This window comes from Mycobacterium sp. 1164985.4, from assembly GCF_001668575.1.
GTDB lineage: Bacteria > Actinomycetota > Actinomycetes > Mycobacteriales > Mycobacteriaceae > Mycobacterium.
Genome location: NZ_LZMD01000104.1, coordinates 1 through 26,694, shown reverse-complemented (window position 1 = coordinate 26,694; position 26,694 = coordinate 1). Strand labels below are relative to the sequence as shown.

Genomic DNA, 26,694 nt, shown 5'->3' with positions numbered 1-26,694 from the left:
CTACCCTAGAGCAGCCCGCGCTCGCCGCAGCGCACCGGTCGACAGAAGGGATGCCCGCGCGTGCCACAGACTCCGCGACTCGAGGTCGGCGACAAAGCCCCTGCGTTCAGCCTGCCCGACGCCGACGGCAACACCGTGAAGCTCTCCGATTACAAGGGCCGCAAGGTCATCGTGTACTTCTATCCAGCGGCGTCCACCCCCGGGTGCACAAAACAGGCGTGTGACTTTCGCGACAGCCTCGGCGAACTCAACGATGCCGGGCTCGACGTCATCGGCATCTCCCCCGACAAGCCCGAAAAGCTGGCGAAGTTTCGCGACAACGAGAAGCTGACGTTCCCGTTGCTGTCGGATCCAGACCGCAAAGTGCTCACCGAATGGGGTGCGTTCGGGGAAAAGACGATGTACGGCAAGACCGTTCAGGGTGTCATCCGGTCGACCTTCGTCGTCGACGAGAAGGGCAAGATCGCCGAGGCGCAGTACAACGTCCGCGCGACGGGACACGTCGCGAAGTTACGGCGCGACCTGTCCGTTTGAGCCGAGCTCGCCCAGTCCTGCCAGCAGCAGCGCCTCGGAGACGGCGGCGCGCTCCAGCACGCCGAGGTGCAGGCTCTCGTTGATGCTGTGTGCTTGCGTCTCAGGGTCTTCCACGCCGGTCACCAATATCTTGGCCAACGGAAACGCCGCGGCGAATTCGGCGATGAACGGGATCGAACCGCCGACGCCGGTGTGCACGGGTTCGTTGCCCCATGCCTCGGAGAAGGCGGCACGGGCGGCGTCGTAGACCGGCCCGCTGGCGTCGATCGCATACGGCTGCCCGTGGTCACCCGGAGTGACCGTCACCTGCGCACCCCAGGGGGCGTGCTGTTCGAGATGGCGGGTCAACGCTGTCATGTGCTGTTCGACGTCGGCGCCGGGCGCGATGCGCATGCTGACCTTGGCCCGCGCGCGAGGGATCAAGGTGTTCGACGACTTGTCGATCGGCGTCGTGTCGATACCGATGATGGTGATCGCCGGCTTGGCCCACAATCGTTGTGGCACTGAGCCAGAACCGATTTCGCGCACACCTGGCAACATGCCGGTCTCCTCGCGGACCCGTTCGGGCGGAAAGTCGACAGCGGCGGCCTCACCTTCGTGCAGCCCCGCCACCGCCACGTTGCCGTCGTCGTCGTGCAGGCTGGCCAGCAGTCGCACCAGCACGCTGACGGCGTCGGGGACGACGCCACCCCACAGCCCGGAGTGCAGGCCGTGGTCGAGCGTGGCCACCTCGACGACGCAGTCGACGAGCCCGCGCAGCGACACCGTCAGCGAGGGCACCTCGGTGCTCCAGTTGTCGGAGTCGGCGATGACGATGACGTCGGAGGCCAGGGTGTCGTGATGCGCGGCCAGCAGACGCGACAGCGACGGCGAACCCGACTCCTCCTCCCCCTCCACAAAGACGGTGACGCCGACCGGCGGATTGCCGCCGTGTGCCCGAAACGCCGCCAAATGTGTTGCGATGCCGGCCTTGTCGTCGGCGGTGCCGCGGCCGTAGAGGCGTCCGTTGCGCTCGGTGGGCTCGAACGGCGGCGAATTCCACTGTGCCGGATCGCCCTCCGGTTGCACATCGTGGTGGGCGTACAACAGCACCGTCGGCGCACCGGGCGGCGCGGGATGGCGCGCGATGACGGCGGGTGCACCGCCCTCGCTGACCAATTGCACGTCACCGAAACCCGCCTCGGTCAACAACTTCGCCACGGCGTCGGCGCTGCGCTGGACCTCGCCGCGGCGGGCCGGGTCCGCCCACACCGACTCGATGCGCACCAGATCCTCCAGATCGCGCCGCACCTTCGGCAAAACCTCGTGCACCCGCGCCACCAGATCGCTCATGAAGACGACACTAGCGGGTCACTCACCCACCGCGAGCGACCGCAAAGTGCCAGCAAAGTGCGGCGTGTCGTGTGCTGGGCCCACCGCTTGCGAGGGGAACACGGACCCGCGCGGAGACTTGGGTGTGGGCCCGCGCGGAGACTGGGGTCAGCGCTCTTCGAGGATGGCGACCGCGGCGGCCGTATCCGCCTCGTGCGTCAACGACAGATGGATCGTCACGTTCTTCAGATGCTCGGCGATCGCTCCCGATAGACGCACCTTCGGTCTGCCCCACATGTCGGTGATGACCTCGATGTCGCGGTGGATGCCCTCGGGCAGCACCGGGCGCCTGGCGAAGCGCGACCCCGACCACGCCTTGATCACGGCCTCCTTCGCCGCCCACCGCGCCGCGAGGTGCCGCGCCGCTGACGAACTCTTGTCGGCGGCGTCGCGGCGCTCACCCGGCGTGAACGTCTCGGCGAAAACCGTTCCCGGCTGATCGACCTGCTCGGCGAACTCGGGAATGGAGACCAGGTCGATCCCCACCCCGACTATCGCCATGGGCCGAACGTTATCTCATGCCTGCGCGGGCACATACACGTCGTCGTCGCCGAGTCGCGAGTCCGGATCGAGAAGCATCGCGGCTTCCCGCGGCTTCTCCGGTCCCTCGGGGCCGAACCGGCGGTCCACCGGCTTCTCGTACAACGGCTTGCCGCCGGCGATCGCCGACGCGAGCCGGTGTTGACCGGCCAGCACCCGTGCGTCCGCGCGCTGCTTGTAATCAGCACGCTGCTCGTGGGTCAGCGCGGCGAGGAACGCCTGCGGATGCACCAACGCGATCAGGCCGGACACGTGACCGAAGCCCAGGCTGGTGATCAGCCCCGCCTTGAGCGGGAACGACCCGCCGAAGTGCAGCGTGTCGCGCAGCCACACCATGTGCGCGGAGCCCGCGAGCTCGTCGTCGACACAGTCCAGGCTGCGGTTCGGCGGGATGACGCCGTCACGCAGGATCTGGCACAGCCCCATCATCTGGAACGCCGCCGCACCGCCCTTCGAGTGGCCTGTCAGGCTCTTCTGCGACACCACGAACAGCGGCGCGCCCTCCGAGCGGCCCAGCGCGTCGGCGAGCCGCTCGTGCAGCTCGGTCTCGTTGGGGTCGTTGGCCAGCGTCGACGTGTCGTGCTTGGAGACCACCGCGATGTCGTCGGGACCGACGCCGAGCTGAGCCAGCGATCGGGCCAACTGCGACGCGCGTCCCCCGCGGCCGGCGGCAAGCGCGCCGAGGCCCGGCGCCGGGATCGAGGTGTGCACACCGTCGCCGAACGACGACACGTAGCCCACCACCGCGAGCACCGGCAGTCCCATCTGGAGCGCGAGATCGCCGCGGGCCAGCAGGATGGTCCCGCCGCCCTGGCCCTCGACGAAGCCGAGGCGGCGACGGTCGTTGGCGCGGGAGAATTTCGAGTCGCTGATGCCACGGGCTCGCATCATCTCGGTGTCGGCGGTGGCGGCCATGTCGCCGAAGCCGATGACCGCCTCGAGGGTCGTGTCGTCGTATCCGCCCGCGACCACGAACTCGGCCTTGCCGAGCTTGATCTTGTCGACGCCCTCCTCGACCGAGATGGCCGCCGTCGCACAGGCGCCGACCGGGTGAATCATCGCCCCGTAACTGCCGATATAACTCTGGACGACGTGCCCGGCGATGACGTTCGGCAGGACCTCCTGCAGGATGTCGTTCGGCTTGTTCCGGCCCAGCAGGTTGCCGTGGTACATCGTCTGCATCGACGTCATGCCGCCCATGCCGGTGCCCTGCGTGCTGGCCACCAGGCTGGGATGCACCCACCGCATCAGCTCCGCGGGCGTGAACCCGGCCGACAGAAACGCATCGACAGTGGTGACCAGGTTCCAGATGGCCAGCCGGTCAATGGAGTTCATCATCTCCTGGCTGACGCCGTACACCATCGGGTCGAACCCGGTGGGGATCTGCGCGCCGACCGTGCGGGACAGCTTGACCTTCCGCGGAACCCGAACCTCGGTGCCCGCCTTCCGGGTCACCTGCCAATCGCCGCTGTCGGGTACGGGGGCGATCACGGTGTGCTCCGGATCGTGCTTCAGGAATCCGCGAGCCTCAGCCTCCGACGACACGACGAAGGTGAAGTCCTTGTCGAGGAAGACCGAAACCAGAAGCGGCGACGCGTGATCCGGGTCGATCGCTCCGTCATCAACCCACTCGCGGATGCCGACCCGCTCGACCACGGCGTCGTGGTAGCGCTCGACCAGCTCGCCCTCGTCGACCAACTCGCCCGACACGGTGTCGTACCAGCCCGGCGTGGGATCGTCCTCCCACTTGACCAGCCCGGTCGTCCACGCCAGCTCGAGCACACCAGCGGCCGACAGCTCGTTCTCGACCTCCATCTCGAAGCGGGTTCGCGAGGAACCGTACGGCCCGAGTTCTGCGCCGCCGACGATGACCACCATGTCGGCGGGGTCCATGTCGACCTCCGGCCATTCGGGCGGCGGCGCGGACTTGTAACCGCGCGGCGGCGACGGCAGGGCGCGGACGGTGCCCTCGGGATCGCTGTCCTCGGTGTGGCTTTCGGTCACCATCTCTTCGCGGGCCTTGGCGGCCAGCTCGGCCATGTCGATGTCGACGTCGGCCAGCCCGCCGGTGAAGTCCGCCTGCAGCGGCTCATGCGCCGCCGCCACCTTGGCCTCGATGTCGCACAGGCCCAGCAACATGCTCGCCATCTCATCGGTGGTGAACGTGCGCACACCGGCGTCTTCGACAGCCCCGACGATCGCGTCGTTGTGGCCCATCAGGCCGGTGCCCTTGGTCCACCCGATCAGCGCGTGCGCCAACGAAACCCGCTGCGCCCACGATGATTCGGCCTTCCACCGGGACACCAGCGCGTCCAGCGCGGACTTCGCCTCGCCGTAGGCTCCGTCGCCGCCGAACATGCCGCGGTTCGGCGAACCGGGCAGCACGACGTGCAGGCGCGCGGCGATGTCGCGCTCGGCGCCGATGTGAGACAGCCCGCCGATCAGCCGTTGCACGGCCCACAGCAGCACCTTCATCTCCATCTCGGCGCGCGCCCCGGCGTCGGACAGATCGCCCGCGACCCGCGGTGCGGCGAACGGGAACAGCAACGTCGGCGTCTGGGCATCTTTGATGTGGATCGACTGCGGCCCAAGGCTTTCGGTCTGCTCTGTGCCGACCCACTGCACCAGCGCGTCGATGTCGGTGTAGGACGCCATGTTGGCGGGCACCACCCACAGCTTCGCGTTCCAGCGGGCGCTGTCCCGATAGAGGTTGCGGTAGAAGGCCAACCGGTCGTCGTCGAGCCGCGACGTCGTCGCGATCACGGTCGCGCCGCCGTCGAGCAGCTGCGCGACCACGGACGCGGCGATCGAGCCCTTAGACGCGCCAGTGACGACGGCGACCTCATGGCTGTAGCGCCCGGTGCCCGGGTTCTCGGCACCCGCAGCGGCGCGGCCGTACAGGGACGCATGGATATTGCGACCCGCCGCCAGCGCCTTGCCCTGCCACCAGGTGGCCTGCGTGCCGACCACGTGGCCCGCGCCCTCGAAGCGTTCCGAGAGTCGCTGCCAGTCGCGGTCGATCTCGTCCTCGTCGTAGAGCCACAGCTTGGCGAGATCCTCACGCGCGCTGGCCCAGCGGTCGTCGAAGAGCACCGCCTTGCGGCCGTCGAACGCGGGCGCCACCAGACGCGGCCAGTCCGAACCGAGTTCGGCGGTGACCAGGTCGATGAGTTCGGCGTCGGTGCCCTCCGGAACGGGAACCGGGGTATCGAGGCCGAGCTGCCCGAGGATCATCCGCGCCGCCGAGGCGAGCACGCCGTCGCGGCCGGTGACCCGCTCGGCGAACTCGGTCAGCGCGGCGGAATCCACCACGCCCCCGCTCGCGCCACCGGCGGACGGCAACGACACCGCCACCCCGCGCCGGGCCGCCACCGCGGCGACCGCGCTGTCGATGACCTTGTCGACGGTCGCAGCGTCGGCCAGTGCGCCATCGTGCAAACCGCCGAGCTCACCACCGCGAACGCTGGTGCCCTCGCGGGTGCCCAGCGCGACCTCGACGGTGACGTGCTTGACCCAGCCCGGACCCAGCTCCCAGGTCTTGGTGACCCGCTCGCCGATGTAGGCGGGGCGCTTGCCGGAGGGCCCGAAGACGGTCCGCAACTGGTCGTTGACCGCGTCGGACAGCACCGGGCCGAACGGCTTGTAGGTCCTGGCCAGCTTGGTGACCTGGCCCTTGAGCGCCGCCAGGTCGGCCTCCCCCGCACCGTCGATGGCGCCGAGGTTAAGCTCGGAGCCCAGGTCGACGAGCAGCTGGTTACGCCGCGACGACGCACCGTCGGTGATCGACTCGATGGAGTCCAGCGGCTCGATCTGGTCGATGCGCATCTTGGCCGACAGCGCGATCAGCGCCGTGGTGGCGTCGGCGGCATCGAATGTCAGGTCGTCCGGACGGGGCCCACCGGCGGGTGCCGCCGGTGCGGCTGCCGGGGCGGCCGGCGCGGCCGTCTCGACGGGTGCGGCGGCTTCGGATGCCGGGGCCGGTGCCGGCTCGTCGTCGAGCTCCGGCTCGGGATCGGTGTCGGTGGCGAACAGCACCGCCGCATCGCGTTCGGCATTGAGTACGTCAACCGTGCTGTGTGAGTACTCGGGCAACTTCAAAGTGTTAGCTGCCAAACCCGCAACGGTCGGCGAGGATTTCACCCCGATCTCCACGAAGCGCTCGATGCCGAGGCCACCCGCCGCTTCCTCGATGAACAACAGATCTTGGGTTTCGATCCAGCGCACCGGACTGGCGAACTGCCAGGCCAGCAGTTCAATGATGATCTTGCGGCACAGTTCGGCGGGCCGCTCATTTCGCCAGGTGTCGTAGTCGGCCAGAACCTCGTCGAGCGGTTCGGCGGGCACGAGCGACCGGATTTCTTCGATGAAGTCGCGGTCGAGGGTGAAGGGGCGGGGCACAAGGTTGGGGATGTATCGGCCGACGACGAGGCGGGGATCCTTCCCGAACGGAATCACTCGTTCTAGGGCGCGACGGAAATCGGCGACGCCAACCCGCAGAACACTCGAGTGGAACGGCACGTCGATTCCAGGTACCAGGATGAACGACCGCTTGCCGCCGGTGATCTCGCGTCGCCGCTCGACCTCCTGCTCCAGTGCCTCGAGCCCACGCACCGTGCCCGCGATCGCATACTGCGATCCGCGCAGGTTGAAGTTCACGATCTCCAAAAATTCCCCTGTGCGCGAGGAAATTTCGGCAATAAAAGCGTCCACGTCGGCGTCATCAAGACCGATCTGCGAAGGCCGGATCGCGGCGAGTCGGTAATTCGACCGGCCCAGGTGGTCGCGGGGCACGATGTCATGCATCTTGCTCCCACGATGGAAGACGGCCTCTAGCAGGCCTTCCAGTTCGTAGACGCCGCTGACACAGGCCAGCGCGGTGTACTCGCCGACGGAGTGACCGCAGGCGATCGCATCTTCGACGAACGCGCCCTGTTCGCGCATCTCCGCAACCTGAGCGGCGGCCACCGTAGCCATCGCGACCTGGGTGAACTGCGTCAAGAACAGCACACCGTCGGGATGGTGGTAATGCACGCCGCTGGCGATGAGGCTGGTCGGGTTGTCACGCACGACGTGTAGGACCGAGAAACCCAGCGTGTCACGAGTGAACCTGTCCGCGGTGTCCCACACCTTGCGGGCTGCCTTGGAACGAGCCCGCACCTCCATGCCCATGCCCTTGTGCTGGATGCCCTGTCCCGGGAACGCATAGACGGTCTTCGGTGCGGCCAGCTGAGCAGTCGCCGACATCACGAGCTCGCCTGCCACCTTCGCCAATACCTCGACGATCTCTGCGCCACGGTCAATTCCGACGCGGTCGACGCGGAAGTCGACTTCGTCGCCAGGGAGCACCATGCCGAGGAACCGGGCCGTCCAGCCGACGACATGTGCCGGCGGGGCGGGCTTGCCGTCGGTGGCGGCTACAACGTGCTGCGCGGCCGCCGAGAGCCACATGCCGTGCACGATGGGAGATTTCAAGCCGGCCAACAGCGCGGCGGCGCGGTCGGTGTGGATCGGGTTGTGGTCACCGGACACCATGGCGAAGGCGCTCATGTCGGTCGGCGCGATGACGGTGACGTCGCGACGACGCCGCCGCGGTGTGTCGGTCGCATTCTCGGTGATCGCCCCACCCGCCCGTGGCGGATCGACGAGTTCGGCCGCACCGGTGCGACCGCGTATTGCAAAGCGCTCCTCGAGCTTGGCCAGCACCGTGTTGTCGGCGTCACGGATCTCCACCGACACCGGCACGACGCGGCCGTACTCGGTGTCGGTCGCCGCGGAAGCCGTTGCAGTGACGGTCAGTTCGGCTCGCTGCTTGGGCATCGGTGCCACCAGGTGCGCGGCGTGGTCGAGGTGCACCAGGCTCAGCAGGCCCTCGACGACGGGGAAGCCGTCGTCGGTGAGGGCCGAGCCGATCGCGGCGAACACCGCGGGCCAGCAGTGGCCGACGAGCGCGTCGGGCACCAGAGTCAGGCCGGGCGCGAGCGGGGCGCCGAACGTCGCGGTCACGCCGGTGTGGTCGGCGACGCGTTCGGGATCCCAATCGGCCGTCACCGTCGCGGTGTTGTCCTGCACCGGCGGCAACGCGTCGGGTCCGTCCACGCCCGCGGCAATGATGAGCACGGAACGCATTGCGGCCGAAGCATCTTCGACCGTGACGACCGGCATGCCGCCGTTGACGGTGCACGCGGGCAGGGTGAACGGGATGTCAATCCAGGTTCCGGACAGCGGGACGCTCAGGGTCACCCGGTCGCCGCTGAGCTCGAGGCGGGCGCCGGTGGACGGGTGCGTCGCGGTGCGATTCTCGTTGGCTTGCCACTCCTCGGGTGCGCCGATCCGGTGTACTGGGTTGATTGCGATGCGGCCCGCCCACAGCACGTCCGGCGAGTCCAGCACCACCGCGAGCGGTCCGGTGACGTCGGCGCGCGCCTGCCGGCGCGAAACCACCGGCACAGGGTCGCCGTCGGCAGTTAGCGCCTCCTCGATCGCGGCCTGTTCGAAGCGGTCGAGCAGTTCACCGACCGGCTCGTCGACGCGGGTGATACCCGCGACGGCCTGGGTGCCGGGGATGATGCACACCTCGTCGGCGCTGTAACGCGCGTCGTGTGCCTGCCACAGCGAATCACTGCGCCACCACCGCCGCACGTCCTTGTCGATGACTGGCACAAAGTTAACGGGCTTACCCGGCGTCTTGCACAGCGTGACGAACCACGGCACGTCGGCCGGATGCAGCCGCAGCGTTTCGGCCTCGGGATAGCGCGACACGAGCGTCGCGATCGCGCGCTGCGGATCATCCAGCAGCGCGACGTCGTTGAACAGCGTCGGGATCGGACCCGAATCCTGCGGATGCAGACGGGCTTCTGCGCGGTGCAGCATGTCGGCGAACCGGTCGCGCCAGGTGTCGGCCAGCCACGGACTGTTGGGCAGTTTGGTGTCGGCGGTACTGTTGCCGTCGCCGATGGCCAGCTCGACGTAGCGCTGCAGCCATTGCAGGTAGGTCATCTCGCCGATGTCGCCGTAGTACGGCTTGCAGGTGGCGGCCATCGCGGTGATGATCTCGTCGCGGCGCGCTGCCACGGCTTCGACATCGCCGGCGACCTCGTCGAGCAGCCGCCCGCACCGCGATGCGGCGTTGTCGATCTCGTGGATGTCGGCCCCCAGCTGGCTGCGGCTGGAAGCCATGCCGCCCGTTGCCTTTCCGGCGCTGATCCAGTGGTCGGTTCCGGTGGTCTCGACCAGCATCCGCTTGACGGCCGGGGACGTGGTCGCCTCCAGCGTCGCCATCGCCGCGGTGCCGAGGAGGATCCCGTCGACCGGCATAGCGGGGAAGCCGTACTCGGTGGCCCAACGCCCGGACAGGTACTGCGCCGCCCGCTCGGGGGTGCCGATGCCGCCGCCGACGCAGACAGTGATGTTCGGCAGCTTGCGCAGTTCGCCGTAGGTCGTCAGCAGGAGGTCGTCGAGGTCCTCCCAGGAGTGGTGCCCCCCTGCGCGGCCGCCCTCGATGTGGACGATGACGTCCTTGTTCGGCACCTCGGCCGCGATCTTGATCACGGACTTGATCTGGTCGACCGTGCCCGGTTTGAACACGACATGGCTGATGCCGACGGTGTTGAGCTCGTCGATAAGCTCGACGGCCTCCTCGAGTTCGGGGATGCCTGCCGACACCACGACACCGTCGATCGGCGCACCGGACTGACGGGCCCGCTGCACCAGGCGCTTGCCACCCAGCTGCAGCTTCCACAGGTACGGGTCGAGAAACAACGAGTTGAACTGCACCGCGCGGCCCGGCTCGAGCAGGGTGGTCAGCTCAGCGATGCGGTCGGTGAAGATCTCCTCGGTGACCTGACCGCCGCCGGCGAGCTCGGCCCAGTGCCCCGCGTTGGCGGCCGCCGCGACGATCTTGGCGTCGACGGTCGTGGGGGTCATGCCCGCGAGCAGGATCGGCGAGCGCCCGGTCAGCCGGGTGAACTTCGTCGACAGCTTCACCGATCCGTCCGGCAGCCGCACGGTGGTGGGCGCATAACTCGACCACGCGGGCGGCACCTCGGGTTCGGCGCCGACCGTGAACAGGTTGCGCTGCCCGACCCGCGTGGCGACGGGCACGATGCCCACGCCCAGCCCGCGGATGATCGGCGCGGTCAGCCGCGTCACGGTGTCGCTGGGGCCCAGGTCGACGATCCACTTCGCGCCGGCCTGATGAAGCCGCTCCACCTCGGCAACCCAATCGATCGGGCGCACGAAGATCGCCTCGGTCATCTCGTGAGCGAGATCGGCATCGATGCCACACTTTTCTGCCCAACGTTCGACGACCTCGACCCCGCCGGCCAGTCGCGGGGTATGGAAGCCGACCTCCACCTGAATGCCATGAAACTCCGGGCCGAAAACGGCGCCGCCGCGGATCTTGTTCTTGCGCTCAGCCTCTTCCTTCTCGGTGATCTTGGAGCAGTAAAGCTCGAACCGGCCCAACTGCTCGGGGGTGCCGGTGATGACGACCGAACGCCTGCCATTGCGGATCGACAGGACCGGCGGCAGCACGGTGCGCACGTCTTGGGAGAACTCTTCGAGCAGTTCGGCGATGCGGTCCGGATCGACGTTCGTCACCGAGACCATCGGAGACTTGTCCCCGCGGCCGACCATGCCGCGACGGCGGGAGACCAACGACCCGGCCGCGCCGATCAGCTGCAGTAGCGCCAACAGTTCGGCGTCCTTAACGCCTCGCGAGCGCAGCGACTCGCAGGCGATGATGCCCTGGGAGTGCCCGGCCATCGCGACGGGCGGCACGTCGTGCAGCTCGAGACCCTGGCGGATGGCGGCGCGGATCGCGGCCATCTGCGCCAGCAAAATGCCCGGTCCGGAGATGGCCGCGGTGATGAGCTGCTTCGTCGGGGGGAGGGGCTCATCCGCGGCGACCGCACGCACCCACTGGAGGGGCTCGAATCCGATTGGGCGCACCACCACCAGTTCGCGCGCCACGGGCTCGAGAAGAAGAGCGGCTTCCCCGACGACCTCGCCGAGCTCCGACTCGATGCCGGCCGAGCTGACCAGCTCCTCGAGGTTTTCCAACCACGAACCGCCCTGGCCGCCGAAGGCCACCGCATAGGGCTCACCGGAGTTCAGCCGATCGACGAGGGCCTGGGTCCCGGCGTGGGGGGCCCCTTCAGTGCGGTCGGTAGACACCCGGTGCTGCTCGTTGATCGTCACGTCGGTTTCTCCCTCTGTCCGCGTCATGCTCGTCGTCGGCCCGTCGTCCCAGAAGCCCCCGTTGGCTGCGGCTGCCGCCGGGCGCCACGCGATCCGGCGCCGAATACGACTGACCGGCCAGTGGCTCCGCAGTACCTCGGCACCGCGTCCGCGCACAAAGCCGTACTAAGAGTGGCATAAGAAGGGCCCGCCATTTCGCGGCCGAAATGGTTACTGAAGAGTTCTACGCTCGGGTAACCGCCCGTCGCATCACGCGCAGTTCGAAACGGACCGAAGGCTTTCGGGACAAACGTCCTGCATGCAGGTGGTTACGGTCGAGTAGGCAGAACAGCGCTGATCACGGTGGTTTTGTTATCAAATCGTTATGAAGAAATTTCCGACGTGTCTCACCAGCGGCGTCGCTGCGGCCAGACGAGACACGCGCGTGTGATTTGTCTTCTCAGCGACCCCGGCCATGCGCAGAAGTTTGCTGTAGATACTTACTGATCGGTAAGGTTTCGTCCCACTGCCCAAATTGCGGCTTGAGGATGTGGTTGACGTCCACGCCGATCCCGGCCATTTACCGCTTGTCGCTCTCCACCTGATGCAGAAGTGCGGCGCACGGATGTCGCTCGCCTTGAGCACGCCGGCCGCATAGTCGAGGAGGATGCCCAGCGGCGCGTCCATCACGCCCTTCAGCACGGTGCTCCGGGTATCGATTAAAAGCCACAGGATACCCAACTGTCACAACCTTCACGCCAATGTCACTGGTCACAGCCGTATCACCGGACATGGCATCGGCGCGGCGTTGCCGAGCTAAGCCGAAACGCGGAATCATCGCAGGAGCACGGTTCGACGATCCGCCGATCGAACGAGGAGTAGAACCCATGGCGCGCTGGCCGTCCACCGTCGCGCGAACCGGTCTGACCGTCGTCAGCTGTGCCGTGCTGGTCCTGTCGCTGACGTCCGGCTGCTCGGGCGAGCGGCGCTCCCCCGGCGGCGGCCAGACTCCGCCCGAGATGGAGCCGCTCGGCGCGGTCGGCGAGGGTGAGGGACGACTCGACCTGATCGCCTGGGCCGGCTACGCCGAGGACGGTTCCCACGACGCCGAAGCCGATTGGGTGACACCGTTCGAACGCGAGACCGGCTGCCAGACCGAGGTGACGCTCGGAAACACCTCCGACGAGATGGTGCAGTTGATGCGCAGCGGCGACTACGACGGGGTATCGGCGTCCGGCGACGCGACGCTTCGGCTCATCTACGCCGGCGACGTCGCGCCCGTGAACACCGAACTGGTTCCGAACTACGACTCCATCTCGCCGTTCTTGAAGGACCAGCCTTGGAATTCGGTCGACGGTCAGATGTACGGCATCCCGCACGGATGGGGAGCCAACCTGCTGATGTACAACATCGAGGTCGTGCGGGACGCGCCCAATTCCTGGGCGGCGGTGTTCGACGACGCCGACAAGTACCGCGGCAGGGTCACCGCCTACGACTCGCCCATCTACATCGCCGACGCGGCGCTGTATCTGTCCAAGACACAACCCGGGTTGGGTATCGACGACCCGTATTCGCTGACGTCCGAGCAGCTGGACGCGGCCGTGCGGCTGCTCGAGAAACAACGCGAGAACATCGGCCAGTACTGGTCGGACTACCTCAAGGAGGTGGACGCGTTCGAGTCCGGCGCCTCCGTCATCGGCACCAGCTGGCAAGTGATCGCGAACACGATAGGTGCCCGTAACAGGGTTCCGGTCAACACGGTGCTGCCCAAGGAGGGTTCCACCGGCTGGTCGGACACCTGGATGATCTCGTCGCAGGCGGCTCACCCCAACTGCATGTACAAGTGGATGAACTGGATCTCCTCACCGGAAGTCAACGCCGAGGCCGCCGAGTTCTTCGGCGAGGCACCCGCCAACCCGAAGGCCTGCGAGCACACCAGCGAGCGCGACTTCTGCGACATCTACCACGCCACCGACGCGAGGTTCGCCGCAAAGATCCACTACTGGACCACGCCTCAGAAGCTGTGCGTCAGCGGCGGCGGTGACGACTGCACCGATTACGACGAGTGGGCCGCCCGGTGGCGCCAGATCACCGGGTGAGCGGCGGACTCTGTTTCGGGGTCGGCCGCCGGCATGTGACGCTGCAGCGCCGCGTCCAGGCGCCCGGACACCACGCTGGTCCACAGGTCGCGGTAGTCGCGCGCCGCCCGCGCGAGTTCGTCCACGTTGTCCAGTGCCGTTGTGTAGTCCGCGCCGAACTGGTCCGCCATGCACTCGCCTAGCGTGGCAACGAACTGCGCCGCCAGCGCGTCGACCGCTTCGCGGGTGGCCTCGACGATGTGCAGCAGCGCGCGGACGGCGGCCAGGTGGGCCGACGAGCGCGAAACCACCTGCCGCAGCGCAGGATCGGTCAACACCACGCCGCCGTCGACCACTCGCGCAAGCCCGTAGTCGACCAGCCGCCGTGCCTCGTCGCTGTCGGCGCCGATCCCCACTGCGCCGGCCCCTCCGGCGCCGGACTCGGTTCTCGGACCCAGCACCGCGCGTTGGATGCCGAGGATGTCAGCGAGGTCGGTGCCCTCACGCAGGCTGGTGAAAAACTCGGCAATGTGGGCGGTGTTGAAGCCCCGTCGGTGCAACTGGCTTATCGTGCGCAACTGCGACAGGTGGTAGTCGTCGTAGAACGCGGAGCGGCCGACCCGCCGGGGTGGGTCCAGCAACCCCCGCTCCCGGTAGGCGCGGATGTTGCGGGCGCTGACACCGGAGATCTCCGCCAACTCGGTGAGGCGATACTCAGCCACCGTCGCTACCCCCCACGGCCCCCCAGGCCGACGGCAGAGCGCGACGCTTCATTCGATCACTGTAACCCGCCACAACGTTTGCGAGCGAACTTTGAGCCCGGCGATGGCGGTCGACCAACCCGCCGCTCGTACCACCTTTCATCTGCATCGATCACGAACCGCACCCGGGCAACCGTGCACGAGCCGTCAATTACAGCCAACTCGGTCTCCCCGCCGGAACACCGCGGTGAGCGAACTCACCGATACGCGATTGGCGCCGTCGCACCCGCGTACGGAAACATGGAAAAGTCAGACTTAACGCTCATCAGCGGGAAAGGTTCGGTGTGCGTCCCTGGATCGTCTGGGCCACCGGACTATTCGCATACATCGTCGCAGTTCTCGACCGCACCACGTTGGGAGTCTCCGGCCTCGATGCATCAGATCGGTTTCATGCCAGCCCGAGCGTGCTTTCGACGTTCGTCGTGCTGCAGGTCATCGTCTACGCCGCCGCGCAGGTCCCGGCGGGCGTCCTGCTCGACCGCTTTGGTTCCAAGACGCTGATCCTGGCCGGCGCCGCGCTCATGTCCGGCGGTCAGCTCACGTTGGCGTTCACCGAATCACTGCCCACCGCCATCGGGGCGCGCGCCGTGTTGGGCCTCGGCGACGCCTTCACGTTCATCTCGGTGCTGCGGCTCGTCCCGCACTGGTTCACCCCGCGTCAGGTTCCGCTGGTCACCCAGCTGACCGGTATCTGCGGACAGCTCGGCCAGGTGCTGTCAGCCGTTCCCTTCTTCGCCGTGCTCGACGCGATGGGATGGACGACGGCGTACGTCTCGGTGGCGGCCATCGGTGTGTTGTCCATGGTTCTGACCGCGGCGCTGGTGAAGAACACCCCGCACGGCAACGCGGTGGAGATCCAGACCGTCTCGGTGCGCGAGACGCTGGCCAGCGTCAAAACCGTCTGGCTGCGGCCGGGCACCCGGCTCGGGTTCTTCACCCACATGGGCACCCAGTTCTCCGTCACCGCATTCGCGCTGATGTGGGGCGTGCCCTACTTGACCAACGCGCAAGGTCTGTCCGCCGGCGTGGCCGGGTTGATGTTGACGGTGTCGGTGGTGGCTGCCATCTCGGCCGGTGTGCTGATCGGAATCTTCACCGGGCGCCGCCCGCATCGGCGCTCGCGGCTCGTGCTGTGCATCATCGCGAGCAACGCGTTGATGTGGACCGTGGTGTTGGCGCTACCCGGCAGAGCGCCGCTGTGGCTGCTCGTGACGCTGATCGTGGTGATCTCGGTGGGCGGGCCCGGCTCCATGGTGGGCTTCGACTTCGCCAGGACCTTCAACCCGAGCGCGACACTCGGCACCGCGTCCGGTCTGGTCAACATGGGCGGCTTCATCGCCTCGCTGCTGGTGATGCAGTCGATGGGCGCCATCCTCGACGCGGCCGGCGGCTTCTCCTTCGACTCGTTCCGGGTGGCCTGGACCGTGCAGTACGCGATCTGGGCGTTCGCGGTGCTCGGCATCCTCATCACCCGCGGCAAGGCGCGCAAGGTGATGAGGGCCGAACAGGAGCGGATGCTGCTGGAGAGCGTGGACACCCGCGTCGGCGGGACCGACTAGGGGGAACTCAGCGACGGCGGGCCGTGCTGCGGCGGTTGGCCTTCTTGATCGCCGAGACCAGCTCGTCCTTGTTCATCGTCGAGCGGCCCGAGATGTCCAGCCGCCGAGCGACTTCCATCAGGTGCTTCTTCGAGGCGTTGGCGTCCACGCCCTCCGCCGTTTCGCCCTTGGCGTTCGGGCCGCCGCTTCGCGCACGCTGGTCCGACGGGCCCTTCTCGGACTTCGCTTCCCAGTGGTCGCCGACCTTCTCGAAGCTGTGCTTGAGCGCGCTGTATGCGACGCGGTGTGCGCGCTCGCCCTCGCCGTATTCCTCGGCAGCGGCGTCGTGAGCCTTCGCGAAGGTCCGTTGGGCCTTCGCGGATGACTTCTTCAGGGTGCTGGGCAGCTCGCTCTTGCGGGCGCTGCCGCTCTTGGTTGTCTTCGGCATGAAAAAAGGCGTACCCGGGCCATGAGGTGCCGAAACGATCGGTGAATCAGTGGGTTAGCCCAAGAATCTCGTAGCCGACGACCGTCAGAATCGGCGCCAGCGTGACGACCAGGAGACAGTTCGCCATGGAGATTCCAGCGGCCGCCAACCACACCGAAAGCGCCAGTATGGCGATCGTCAGCGTGATCAGCAGGACATGCGGGATCGAGGCCTTACCCACCATGAACGTATTGAGCAGATAGACCGACACGACGAAGAGCCCAACCGGCAGCGCGACCGACAACACGGTCCCGACCGAGGAGAGCTCGGAATGGTGCTCGATGTAGAGGGCGGCCGCGTCCAGGCCGGCGCCGGTCGCGACGATCGCGCCGAGCGTCACGATCGGAAAGTAGCCGAACCAGAAAGATCTTTCGCGCCGGGCGTGCAGAAGCTCGGCATGCGGGGTCAGGAAGTAGATCCACCACAACCCGAACGTCAGGCCGACGCCGGCCACCACGACGAACGCGGCGTCGAAGGTCCAACCCTGCGCGTTGACCACCGCGGTCAGCGAGGCCACGGTCCCGACCACACCCTCCCCGAGCGCGATGATGGTCAGCAGTCCGTAGCGTTCGGCGATGTGATGGGCGTGCCACGGCGTACCGCCGCGGCGCAGTTCCGCGAGAAGCGGCCCCAGCGTTTCGATCCCGATCAGCACGGCGACGATCGCCATCGTCACCGGCAGCGACGTGTCGAGGAAGATGCTGATGATCCACAGCACTTGCGCGAAGGTGACGGCGGCGACGTAGGTCAGGCATGCCGAACGGTGCGCGGGGTCCTGGACGGCCGCGCGTACCCACTGCCCCACCAGCGCGATACGCATCACGACATAGCCGGCGACCACGACGCGGTTGTCGACATGCGCGCCGTGTTCGATCGAGGCGAACATCGGCGGGAAGCCCAGCGCCATGACGATCACACCGACCATCTGCAGCATCGTCATGACGCGGTAGACCCAGTCGTCGGTGTCGTAGGCCGACGCGAACCAGCTGAAGTTGATCCATGCCCAGCACACTGCGAACGTCGCGAACGAGAACGCCAACAATCCGGAACCGACGTGGTTGGCGGCGAGCATGTGCGCGAACTCGCGGGCCGCGACGCCGAATGCAATCACGAAGGTCAGGTCGAAGAGCAGTTCCAGAGGCGTGGCAACGCGGTGCGCTTCGTGGGGATCCCGACCGGACATGCGAAGCACCCGGTGCTGCATGGCGGTCGGTTCGTGCGGAGTCGGGCTCACGGCGCCGTCCTTTCCTGACGTGCAGTGTCAAGATACGAGGGTGACCGACGCAGAACGCTCAACCCCGCCGTCCGCCGTGGCCGTCGTGCTCGCGGCGGGGCTGGGAACCCGCGTCCGCGCCGACGGCAACAAGGCCTACCTCGGGGTCGCGGGTCGGCCGATGGTCGCCTGGTCGCTCGAGACCCTGACGAGGGTGCCGGACGTCGGGCGCATCGTGCTGGTTTACCGGCGCGGGGAGCTGGATCTGGCCCGCAACATGGTGGCACGCGAACTTCCCACGGCGAGCGTCGAACTCGTCGAGGGCGGCGACAGCAGGCACGGTTCCGAACTCAATGTGCTACTGCACCTGGAATCCGATATCGAGGCGGGCCGCATCGACGTCGTGCTCATCCATGACGCAGCGCGACCGGTGGCCGGTGCAGACATGTTCACCCGCGCGCTCGCGGTCGCACGCGAATCCGGTGGCGCGGTACCGGCGTTGCCGCTGCGCGATGCGGTGACCACCGAGCTGCAGCGGCCGGCGGGCGGATCGCCGCTCGTGCGGGTGCAGACACCGCAGGCGTTTCTGGCCGCGCCGCTGCTCGCCGCATACCGCAGCTCGGAACGGCACGGGTTCGAGGGCACCGATACGTCGTCGTGCATCGAGGCGTTCACCGACGTTGCGGTGCAGACGTTTCCGGGCGAACTGCACAACATCAAGGTGACCTACGCCCGGGACATCGCGACCGCAGAACATCTGTTGGCGACGGTCAGCGGCGAGCCGCGATGACCGCCTCGAGGAACGGTCCGTCGTGCGGGAGATCGACCGCGACGGCCTGCGCGTCACCGTCGACCGTGGCGATTGGCGCCATCGACCGGATCGCCTCCACCGCCTCGTCGAACTCGCCGACCTGACCCTCGAGCAACCGGCCGAGGTGGCCGGCGGCGAACCCGCGCGGATATTGCACGGTCTGAAGGGTCGAGCGATCCAGCGACGCGGTGACCACACCGCGCTCGTCGACGACCTTCACGCTGTCGGTGACCGGCTGCACCGGCAGCACGACGGGGGCCCCGTGCGTCAGGCCCTCGGCGACGCGCCTCGACAGGTCCGACGGCGTCAGCGGCTGCCGCACGTCGTACACGAGTACGTGCGACGCCGAAACCGGTTCGGCGACGACCCTTTCGACCGCCGCCGCCAGGCACTGCGCCCGGCTTGCCGACCCACCGACCCCCTCGACGTATACGTCGTCCAGTCCGTCGCGGGCGAGTGACGCGCGCACGTCGCCGCCGATGGCTTCGGCGACCGCCACGACGATCGCGGTGCCATCGGCGACCGCCTGAAGGCAGTCGTCCACGACGCGCGCCAGAGGCGATCGGCCCGCCACTCGTTGCAGTGATGCCGGCGCGCGTTCGTCGGCCGGCAGTGTCACGACCGCCGCGAGGCGTTGGCCGGGGAGCGCCGTCACGGCGCCGACGCTACACGGGGTCGAACTTGTTGATCAGCCAGTGGCCGTCGGATTTGGTCAGGCCGACCTTGACCGCGCTCGCGGCGAAGGCACCGTCGGGATTCTCCTTGCTGACCGTCGTCTGATTGACGAACACCAACACGGTCGCGGTGTCGGGATGCATCTCGGCCACACCGGCCTCGACGACCGCCGCGCTGGTCTTGACCTGCTTCTCCTTGACCGCCGGGGTCACGATCTGCTCGGTGAACTGGGTGTAGTAGTTCAGGAAGTCGCCAGTGAGGTGCGATTTCGCGTTCGTGAAATCCTGCTCCATCGAATCCGGGGCGTACGACAACAGCGCCACGGTGCCCGACTTCGCCGCCTCCAGCGCGACCTTCTGCGCGTCGGCGTTGACCTGCTGGTCCGGTCGGTACTGGGCGAAGTACAGCCACGCGGCCACGCCTGCGGAGATCACGAGCAGGACCGTCAGCAGGATGGCGCCGAGATGCCGCCGCACGCCGCCCCGAACTTTCGGACGGCTGTTCTCGGCGGGATCCTCGTCGCCCTTCTCGGTGGCGTCCGATTCCTCGGCGGCCGTCGACTCCGGTTCCACGGCCGTCGATTCCGGTTCGTCTGAAGCCGTGGTCTTCACGTCGGCCTCGTCGGTGTTGGCTTCGGTGCTCACGGTACGAACTCGACTTTCGACATCTTGATCTGGTCACCCTCGCGAACCAGGTCGACCTTCAGACGCCAGGAGCGCGGCTCCTGATTGGCGCCCGCGGTGTTGGTGACCCGCGAGGTGGCCGACACCAGTGCGGTGGCGTTGTTGTCGGTCTTCGACGTCAGCGCGGCGGTGTTGACGGTGACCTCGGTGACGACCTTGGACTCCTTGGCCACGTTGGTGAAGTCCTCGGCCTGGGCCTCAAAATCCTGCTTGAACTGGCCGGTGGAGTTGTCGATGATGCGCTGCACGTCCTCCTTCGCCCGATTGAAGTCCAGCGACATCAGCGTCACGACGCTCTGCCGGGCGGCCGCGGTGAATTCGGCGGCCTCCTGCCGGTTCTGTTCCGCCAGCCGGTGCTGCCAGACCATGTAACCGCTCGCGGCGCCGAACGCGAGGATCAGGACGACTGCGACGACCGCCGCGACAATCTTCCACCGGATCCGCAGCATCCGCAGGCGGCGGCGCTTCGAGGTCTCGACTTCCTCGGTCGCGACGGCTTCCTCGGGCGCAACGGCTTCGGCACCGACCGCTTCGTCGGCCGCGGCACTGGAGGCGGCGTCGGTGTCGGGTTCGGCCGCCGTCTGCTGTTCGGCTTCGGTGTCAGTCCCGACGTCGGTGGTCGTCGAGTCGGCCACGGTCTCCTGGGGCTCGACAACCTCCTCATCGGACTTCTCGTCGGCCGGGGCGGAACCTTTGGCCTCGGCAGCCTGCCTGCGCAACCGGATGGCCTTGGCCCGAGCACGGGCGGCGGCAGCGATCGCCTCCGCCTCGGCCGCTTCGGCCTCTGCCTCCTCGGCGAGGCGCAGCGCCTCGTCCGACTCCGCCGACCGCTGCTCAGGGTCGTCCTGCGGCGGTTTTTCGACGCGGTCCGCGTCGATCACCGACTCGCGGCGCCTGAATGACGGCACAGCGCCCTCCTTACTGCTTCACCCACATGTGAGAATGCCATTATCGATTTTTGAGTATCGCCGCGACGATACCCGTGTGGGCACCGCCCGGCAAACATCGTCTTCCTGCGGAAATGCTATTTACGCGCTGTGCGGGAGCTCAGCGGCGATTGTCCTGAAGGCGGTCCTTCATCACCTTGCCGGTGGCATTCAACGGCAGGCTGTCGAGGAACTCTACAGAGCGGGGCACCTTGAATCCCGCCATTCTTTCCCGGCTCCACGAAATGAGGTCCTCACCTGTGACGTCGTCGTGACCCGTACTGCGCACGATGAACGCCTTGCCGACCTGGCCCAATCTATCGTCCGGCACCCCGATGACCGCCGCCTGCGCGACCGCGGGGTGCTCGAGCAGGAATCCCTCGATCTCGGCGGGATAGGCATTGAAGCCGCCGACGATGAACATGTCCTTCTTGCGCCCGACGATCCTCAAGCGGCCCGAGTCGGTGAATTCGCCGAGATCGCCGGTGTGCAGGAAGCCGTCGGCGTCGATCGCGTCGGCCGTTGCAGCGGGGTCGTCGAGGTAGCCCTGCATGACGTTGTAGCCGCGCACCAGCACCTCGCCGTCGTCGGCGATGCGGACCTCCACGCCTTCGCACGGTAGGCCAGCCGTGGTCGCGACGTCCTCGGGGCTGTCTCCTGGACGGGACAACGTCACGTTGCCGGCCTCGGTGAGCCCATAGCCGGTCATCAGGCTGCCGAACGGCAACTCATCGCGGATCCGGCGGATCAGCTCGACCGGGATGTCGGCCGCCCCCGTCACGCCCGCCCGCAGCGATGCGAGCCGGTCCTTGTCGGCAACGGTCAGCAGCGAGTGGTACAGCGTCGGCGGGCCGGGCAGCATTGTGATGCGTTCGCTCTCGATGAGCCCGACGACACGGTCGACATCGAACGCGGCGACGGGAAGCATCGTGGCGCCCCGCAGGAAGGACGCGATGAGCCCGGCCTTGAGCCCGAACGTATGGAAGTACGGGTTGATCATCAGGTAGCGATCGCCTTCGCGCAGATCGGCGAGGGTCGCCCACTCCTCGTACGCGCGCAGCGTCTGGCGGTGATTCATCATCGCGCCCTTGGGCCTGCCCGTGGTGCCCGACGTGAAGATGACGTCGGCGATGTCGGAGCCCGTCAGCTCCGCGACGCGATCGAACGGTTTGCCGGAGGACAGGAAGCCCGACCCCAGGTCGATCACCGGCGCGTCGGTGGTCACCGAATAGTCCAGGCCGAGGAAGTCCTTCTGAATCAGCACGGCCTTCGCGCCGCTGCGACCGATGACGTCGGCCGCCTCCTCCGGTTTGAACCGGGTGTTGACCGGAACCAGCACGCCGCCGGCGGCCAGCAGGCCGAAAGCCGCGATGATCCAATCGGCGGAGTTGGGAGCCCAGATGGCGAGCCGATCGCCTTTGGCGATGCCGAGGTCCGCGAATGCGCCTGCCGCGCAACGGATCCGCTGCACGGCCTCGGCGAAGGACAAGCGCAACGGACCGTCGACGATCGCTTCCGCGTCGCCGAAACGGTCCGCTGCGCTCAAGACCATCCCGGGGATGGTCTCCCAGGTGGGGTGCTGGGTCACACGGTGACGAGGCGACCCAGGTTGCCGCCCATGATCTTCGCCTGATCCTCGACCGACAGGTGCTCGAGTGCGGTCACGTAGTGGGTCGGCTCGGCCAGGCCCTCCGGATGCGGCCAGTCGGACCCGTAGAGCACCTGCTCCACACCGATCAGGTTGATCAGGTCGTCGATGCCCTCCTCGTAGAACGGGCTGACGTAGATGCGGTTCTTGATCTCCTCGATCGGGTTGCCCAGGAAGGCCTCGGGGGCCTTCTTGTACACCTCGGCCATGGAGTCCAGCAGCGGGAACATCCACTTCGAACCCGCCTCGACGATCCCGACCTTGAGCTTCGGGTGCCGGAACAGCGCACCGTGAATCACCCACGAGGCCACCGCATCCTGGATCGGGCGCCACTCGTTGAGGATCGACATTGCGTTGGTCTGGAAGGGCAGCATCTCCTGCGCGGCGCCGTCCCACTCGGAGGTGTACCGCGAGTAGCCGCTGTCGGACGAGTGCATGCCGATGAACACGTCGTACTCGACGCACTTCTCCCAGAACGGGTCGAACTCGGGCAGCGCGAAGGAGCGCGGACCGCGGAAGCCAGGCACCGGCGCGGGGCGGATCAGGATGGCGCGGGCGCCTCGCTTGACCGCCCAGTCCAGCTCCTCGATCGCCTTCTCGACGATGGGCAGCGTGATCACCGGGGTGGTGAAGATGCGGTTCTGGTAGTTGAAGCCCCAGACCTCATCGAGCCATTGGTTCAGCGAGTGGATGATGACGTGGATCGCGACCGGATCGTCGCGCAACCGCTCCTCGATGAGGCTGGCCAGCGTCGGGAACATCAGCGAGCGGTCGACGCCCAGCTCGTTCATCAACTCCAGGCGAGGGCCCGGCTCGAAGAACGCGGGGATCGAGCGCATCGGCTCGCCGAACAGCTCGCGCTTGCTCTTGCCGTCGGGGTTGCCGAACTTGAAGTACTCCTCCCAGGCACCCGGCTTGGCGACCACGGAGAACGTCGGGTTCGGGATGTAGTTGCTGATCTGGCCCTTGATGGCGATCTTGGTGCGCCCGTTGACCTCGACGTACTGGACGACGTCCTTGTACTCCTTGGGCAGGTACTTGGTCATCGCCTCCGGCGGCTCGTACAGGTGGTTGTCCGCGTCGAACAGCGGGAACGGGATGTCGACCCGATGTGACAGTTGCCCCATGGAACACTCCTTTTCGTCTCGGGAGAATCCTATTCTCATAGGTGTCGGCTGCGCAATGCGCCTTCGGCCAAATGGTTGTCGCCCGCGGACGCACTTCCGCGCTCCAATGTTGTTCGCGAGACGTACACCAGGGCTGTGGGTCGGCCGCGAGTCACGACCCTGGCGTACGTTTCGCGAGGGCGGCAGCGCGGCGCCGGCGGACTCAATTCCGCGCTTTGGCCCGCACCTGCTCACGAAGGACGACCTTCTGCACCTTCCCGCTCGCGGTGCGCGGATAGTCCTGCCCCTCGGGCACCTCGTGCAGCTCCTCCGGCCACTTCTGGATCGCGACACCGGCCCGCTTGAAGTGGGTGCGCACCTGCTCGAGCGTCGGCATGGCACCGCCCGCCCGGATGCGCAGCACCGCCGCGGCACGCTCACCGAGCCGGTCGTCAGGTGCTGCCACGACGACCGCTTCGGCGACGCTGGGCATGCCGAGCAGCACCTCTTCGACCTCGAGGGCGGAGATGTTCTCTCCCCCTCGGATGATCACGTCGGCCTTGCGGTCGGTGATGGTCAGGTAGCCGTCCTCGTCGAGCACCCCGACGTCGCCGGTGTGGTACCAGCCGTCGTCATCGAAAGCGCGCCTGGTCATCTCGTCGTCGGTGTAACCCAGGCACAGATCCGGTCCGCGCGAGAGGATCTCGCCGTCTTCGGTCAGCTTGATCTCGACGCCGGGGCGCGCATCGCCGTCGGTGTAGAGCCGCTTGTCCTCGGGCGCGGTGGGCCGCGAGCCGGTGATGGAGGGATGCTCGGTGCTGCCGTAAGAGCGGAACACGAAGAACCCCAAGTCGGCGAGCCGACGCGTCACCGCTGCGGGGACGGTGGATCCGCCGAGGCCGACGGTGGTGAACCGGGAGCGGTGTGCGTCGGTGCAGTCCGGATGGTCGAGCAGGCTGGTGACGAAGTACGGCGGCCCGCCGCCGATCGACATGCCTTCGGTCTCCATGAGTTTGAGCACCTTGCCCGGATCCCACACGTCGCACAGATCGATCGGGGCGCCCTCGAGCACCGGGATGAGGAACGCACCGAGCATGCCGATGAAGTGACCGATCGGCGTCGCGGTGAGCTGCCGTCCGCGGTCCTTGGGGTAGTTCTCGAGCAGCTGGCGAGTCTCGAAGCCCAGCGTCTGATGGCTGTGCACAACACCTTTCGGCTTACTCGTGGTGCCCGAGGTGAATGCGATCAGCGCCGGGCCCGCCGGGTCGGTGGCCAAGGTGCCCGACATCGGGGCGTCGTCGAGAAGTTCGTCGAAGCTGTGGACATGCTCCTCGCGCAAGCGCTCGTCGGCCCCCACCAGCGCCACGATCGGGACGTCGGCGACCAAGTCCGGCGCGAACACCATCCGACCGAATTCCCGTGCGGTGATGAGAACTTTCGGCCGCGCTGTCGCCAGGATGTGGGCGAGTTCCTTGCGGCCGTAGAAATGCACGATCGGCACCACGACCGCACCGAGGAACGCCGAAGCCCAGAAGGCAACGGCGGCCTCCATCCAGTTGGGCAGCTGTAGCGCCACGACGTCGCCGGGGCCGACGCCTCGCTTGTGCAGACCCGCCGCGAGGCGACGGGCCCGCAGTTCGACATCGGCGAACGTGCCCGCGTACGGCCGGACGTCGGAGTGCACCCAGAATCCGGTGTCGGGGTTCTGGGCCAGGTGGCGGGCCAGCAGCTCACCGAGCGTGTCCGGGGTCCACCAACCTTCCTCCTCGTAGCGTTTGGTCAGCTCGACCGGGATGTTGCGCATGGACTCCCCATACTCAGGCGGCTGCTCCGACTCGAGGCGATGCTATTCTCTGAATCCGAGAATGCCAATATCGCAAATGGAGAACGATTGATGGTGGACCTCGAGTTGGACGACGGCTTGGCGGTCATCACCATCGACCGGCCGCAGGCGCGCAACGCGATCGCGCCCGAGACCATGGAGCAGCTGGACGACGCGCTCGACCGCGCCGCGGGCGCAACGGCGCTGGTGGTCAAGGGCGCCGGCGATCGGGCGTTCGTCTCAGGCGGTGACCTCAAACAGCTCGCAACCCTGCGCACCGAGGCCGACGCGGCCGCGATGGCGCGGCGGATGCGTGCGGTGTGCGATCGCATCGTCGCGTTTCCCGGCGTGACCATCGCGGTGCTCAACGGCCATGCGCTCGGCGGCGGGGCGGAGTTCGCAACCGCGGCCGACATCCGGCTCGCCGCCTCCGACATCAAGATCGGCTTCAACCAGGTGGCGCTCGAGATCATGCCGGCGTGGGGCGGCGCCGAGCGGCTCGTCGAGCTCGTCGGCTACAGCAAGGCGTTGCTGTTGGCCGGTACCGGCACGATCCTGTCGGCCGACGAAGCCGAGCGCATAGGCCTGATCGACCGGGTGATCGCGCGGGAGACGTTCGACGACGACTGGCGCGCCGTCGCCCGCAAGCTCGCTCACCGGGCCGCCGGCGAGATCAAGCGTGTGATGAAGGGCGCCTCGACCGACGACGCCGTGACCGCGTTCGCGCGACTGTGGGTCTCCGACGAGCACTGGGCCGCCGCCGACCAGGCCATGAATCGCGGCAAGTAACTCCTGGGCGATCAGCCGCCCAGAGCGCGGATCGGGTCGCTGCCGTCCCAGTTCGCCGCGGCGTCGCGCACGAACGACGCCATCCCGCTGGTGATGTCGGTGAGCTCCATGATCTCGATGATCTGCGCGACCTGCGCCCGGCCGGCCGGCGGTTCGACGTAAGCGAAGCGGGTACCGACGTCCTCGCCGCCCGACCACACGACCGGCCAGCCCGCCTCGGCAACCGCGCGCATGGTGGCGTCGAAATCGGTTGCCCAGTAGGCGAACTGATGGAATCCCTCGCCGTGGATGTCGAGGAACTCGGTGAAGACGCTCGGCGCCTCGCTCTGCTGCTGGATGAGCTCGAGCTGGGGGTGGGGCCCTGGTTTGTCATGCGGGATCTGACGCTGGCCGCGCGCTATCGCGGCGAGCCGTGTGAGATCACCCAGTCGCTGGCGCTGAGCAACAGCGGCGATATGCAGCTCGAGCTCATCCAGCAGCAGAGCGAGGCGCCGAGCGTCTTCACCGAGTTCCTCGACATCCACGGCGAGGGATT

The 26,694-nt window shown here is 67.5% G+C and carries 18 protein-coding genes and 1 pseudogene; 5 read left to right on the top strand and 14 right to left on the bottom strand.

The annotated features are described in order from the left end of the window. The first annotated feature begins 60 nt into the window (after positions 1-60). Positions 61-534, top strand: a complete 474-nt coding sequence (bcp, locus tag A5650_RS23230; RefSeq protein WP_067297491.1) for a thioredoxin-dependent thiol peroxidase — start codon at positions 61-63, stop codon at positions 532-534. Here the strand turns inward: bcp and A5650_RS23225 are convergent. From A5650_RS23225 to A5650_RS27715, 4 genes and pseudogenes are all read right to left on the bottom strand, one after another. Then, positions 511-1,866 (bottom strand): dipeptidase, encoded by a 1,356-nt coding sequence (locus tag A5650_RS23225; RefSeq protein ID WP_067297488.1) that lies wholly within the window; start codon positions 1,864-1,866, stop codon positions 511-513. The two genes, bcp and A5650_RS23225, sit on opposite strands and share 24 nt — an antisense overlap. Positions 1,867-2,013: 147 nt before the next feature. Beyond that, positions 2,014-2,406, bottom strand: a complete 393-nt coding sequence (acpS, locus tag A5650_RS23220) for a holo-ACP synthase AcpS (protein ID WP_067083573.1) — start codon at positions 2,404-2,406, stop codon at positions 2,014-2,016. A gap of 15 nt (positions 2,407-2,421) precedes the next feature. Continuing rightward, entirely contained in the window at positions 2,422-11,643 is a 9,222-nt protein-coding gene (locus tag A5650_RS23215) for a type I polyketide synthase (RefSeq protein WP_067297484.1), read from the bottom strand. A 499-nt stretch (positions 11,644-12,142) separates the two neighbouring features. Further along, positions 12,143-12,241, bottom strand: a pseudogene (locus tag A5650_RS27715) (hypothetical protein); the annotation flags it as partial. Positions 12,242-12,509: 268 nt separating this feature from the next. Here A5650_RS27715 and A5650_RS23210 point away from each other — a divergent pair. Beyond that, on the top strand, positions 12,510-13,721 hold the full coding sequence (locus A5650_RS23210) for an ABC transporter substrate-binding protein (protein WP_067297481.1): 1,212 nt from the start codon (positions 12,510-12,512) through the stop codon (positions 13,719-13,721). On the opposite strand, the gene A5650_RS23205 is transcribed toward A5650_RS23210, so the two are convergent. Beyond that, positions 13,679-14,422: a MerR family transcriptional regulator gene (locus A5650_RS23205; protein WP_067297478.1), complete on the bottom strand. Its 744-nt coding sequence runs from the start codon at positions 14,420-14,422 to the stop codon at positions 13,679-13,681. The two genes, A5650_RS23210 and A5650_RS23205, sit on opposite strands and share 43 nt — an antisense overlap. A gap of 323 nt (positions 14,423-14,745) precedes the next feature. Here A5650_RS23205 and A5650_RS23200 point away from each other — a divergent pair, with 323 nt between their 5' ends. Next, on the top strand, positions 14,746-16,020 hold the full coding sequence (locus tag A5650_RS23200; protein WP_067297475.1) for an MFS transporter: 1,275 nt from the start codon (positions 14,746-14,748) through the stop codon (positions 16,018-16,020). Between the two features lie 7 nt (positions 16,021-16,027). Here the strand turns inward: A5650_RS23200 and A5650_RS23195 are convergent, their stop codons facing one another. Both A5650_RS23195 and A5650_RS23190 read right to left on the bottom strand, forming a co-directional pair. After that, positions 16,028-16,447, bottom strand: coding sequence for a ChaB family protein (locus A5650_RS23195; RefSeq protein WP_067297472.1), 420 nt, complete (start codon positions 16,445-16,447; stop codon positions 16,028-16,030). Positions 16,448-16,493: 46 nt separating this feature from the next. Continuing rightward, positions 16,494-17,690 carry a low temperature requirement protein A gene (locus tag A5650_RS23190; protein WP_067297565.1) on the bottom strand — a complete coding sequence of 399 codons (1,197 nt, stop codon included), beginning with the start codon at positions 17,688-17,690 and terminating at the stop codon, positions 16,494-16,496. A gap of 70 nt (positions 17,691-17,760) precedes the next feature. On the opposite strand from A5650_RS23190, the gene A5650_RS23185 reads away from it, so the two are divergent. Next, on the top strand, positions 17,761-18,489 hold the full coding sequence (locus A5650_RS23185; RefSeq protein ID WP_231992772.1) for an IspD/TarI family cytidylyltransferase: 729 nt from the start codon (positions 17,761-17,763) through the stop codon (positions 18,487-18,489). On the opposite strand, the gene A5650_RS23180 is transcribed toward A5650_RS23185, so the two are convergent. The 6 genes from A5650_RS23180 to A5650_RS23155 form a co-directional block, all read right to left on the bottom strand. Beyond that, positions 18,470-19,165, bottom strand: a complete 696-nt coding sequence (locus tag A5650_RS23180; protein WP_067297465.1) for an IspD/TarI family cytidylyltransferase — start codon at positions 19,163-19,165, stop codon at positions 18,470-18,472. The genes A5650_RS23185 and A5650_RS23180 overlap by 20 nt on opposite strands. A 10-nt stretch (positions 19,166-19,175) precedes the next feature. Continuing rightward, positions 19,176-19,829 carry an Rv1363c family protein gene (locus tag A5650_RS23175; RefSeq protein WP_067297462.1) on the bottom strand — a complete coding sequence of 218 codons (654 nt, stop codon included), beginning with the start codon at positions 19,827-19,829 and terminating at the stop codon, positions 19,176-19,178. Further along, positions 19,826-20,776, bottom strand: coding sequence for an Rv1363c family protein (locus tag A5650_RS23170; RefSeq protein WP_067297458.1), 951 nt, complete (start codon positions 20,774-20,776; stop codon positions 19,826-19,828). The genes A5650_RS23175 and A5650_RS23170 overlap by 4 nt, the downstream gene beginning before the upstream one ends. 139 nt (positions 20,777-20,915) lie before the next feature. After that, entirely contained in the window at positions 20,916-22,382 is a 1,467-nt protein-coding gene (locus tag A5650_RS23165; RefSeq protein ID WP_082950906.1) for a FadD3 family acyl-CoA ligase, read from the bottom strand. After that, on the bottom strand, positions 22,379-23,569 hold the full coding sequence (locus tag A5650_RS23160; RefSeq protein WP_067297452.1) for an amidohydrolase family protein: 1,191 nt from the start codon (positions 23,567-23,569) through the stop codon (positions 22,379-22,381). The genes A5650_RS23165 and A5650_RS23160 overlap by 4 nt, the downstream gene beginning before the upstream one ends. 202 nt (positions 23,570-23,771) lie before the next feature. Further along, positions 23,772-25,352 (bottom strand): AMP-binding protein, encoded by a 1,581-nt coding sequence (locus A5650_RS23155; protein ID WP_067297448.1) that lies wholly within the window; start codon positions 25,350-25,352, stop codon positions 23,772-23,774. Positions 25,353-25,442: 90 nt separating this feature from the next. Here A5650_RS23155 and A5650_RS23150 point away from each other — a divergent pair, with 90 nt between their 5' ends. Continuing rightward, positions 25,443-26,159 (top strand): enoyl-CoA hydratase/isomerase family protein, encoded by a 717-nt coding sequence (locus A5650_RS23150; RefSeq protein ID WP_067297444.1) that lies wholly within the window; start codon positions 25,443-25,445, stop codon positions 26,157-26,159. Between the two features lie 11 nt (positions 26,160-26,170). On the opposite strand, the gene A5650_RS23145 is transcribed toward A5650_RS23150, so the two are convergent. Next, positions 26,171-26,683, bottom strand: a complete 513-nt coding sequence (locus A5650_RS23145; protein WP_082950908.1) for a VOC family protein — start codon at positions 26,681-26,683, stop codon at positions 26,171-26,173. Between the last annotated feature and the right edge of the window lie 11 nt (positions 26,684-26,694).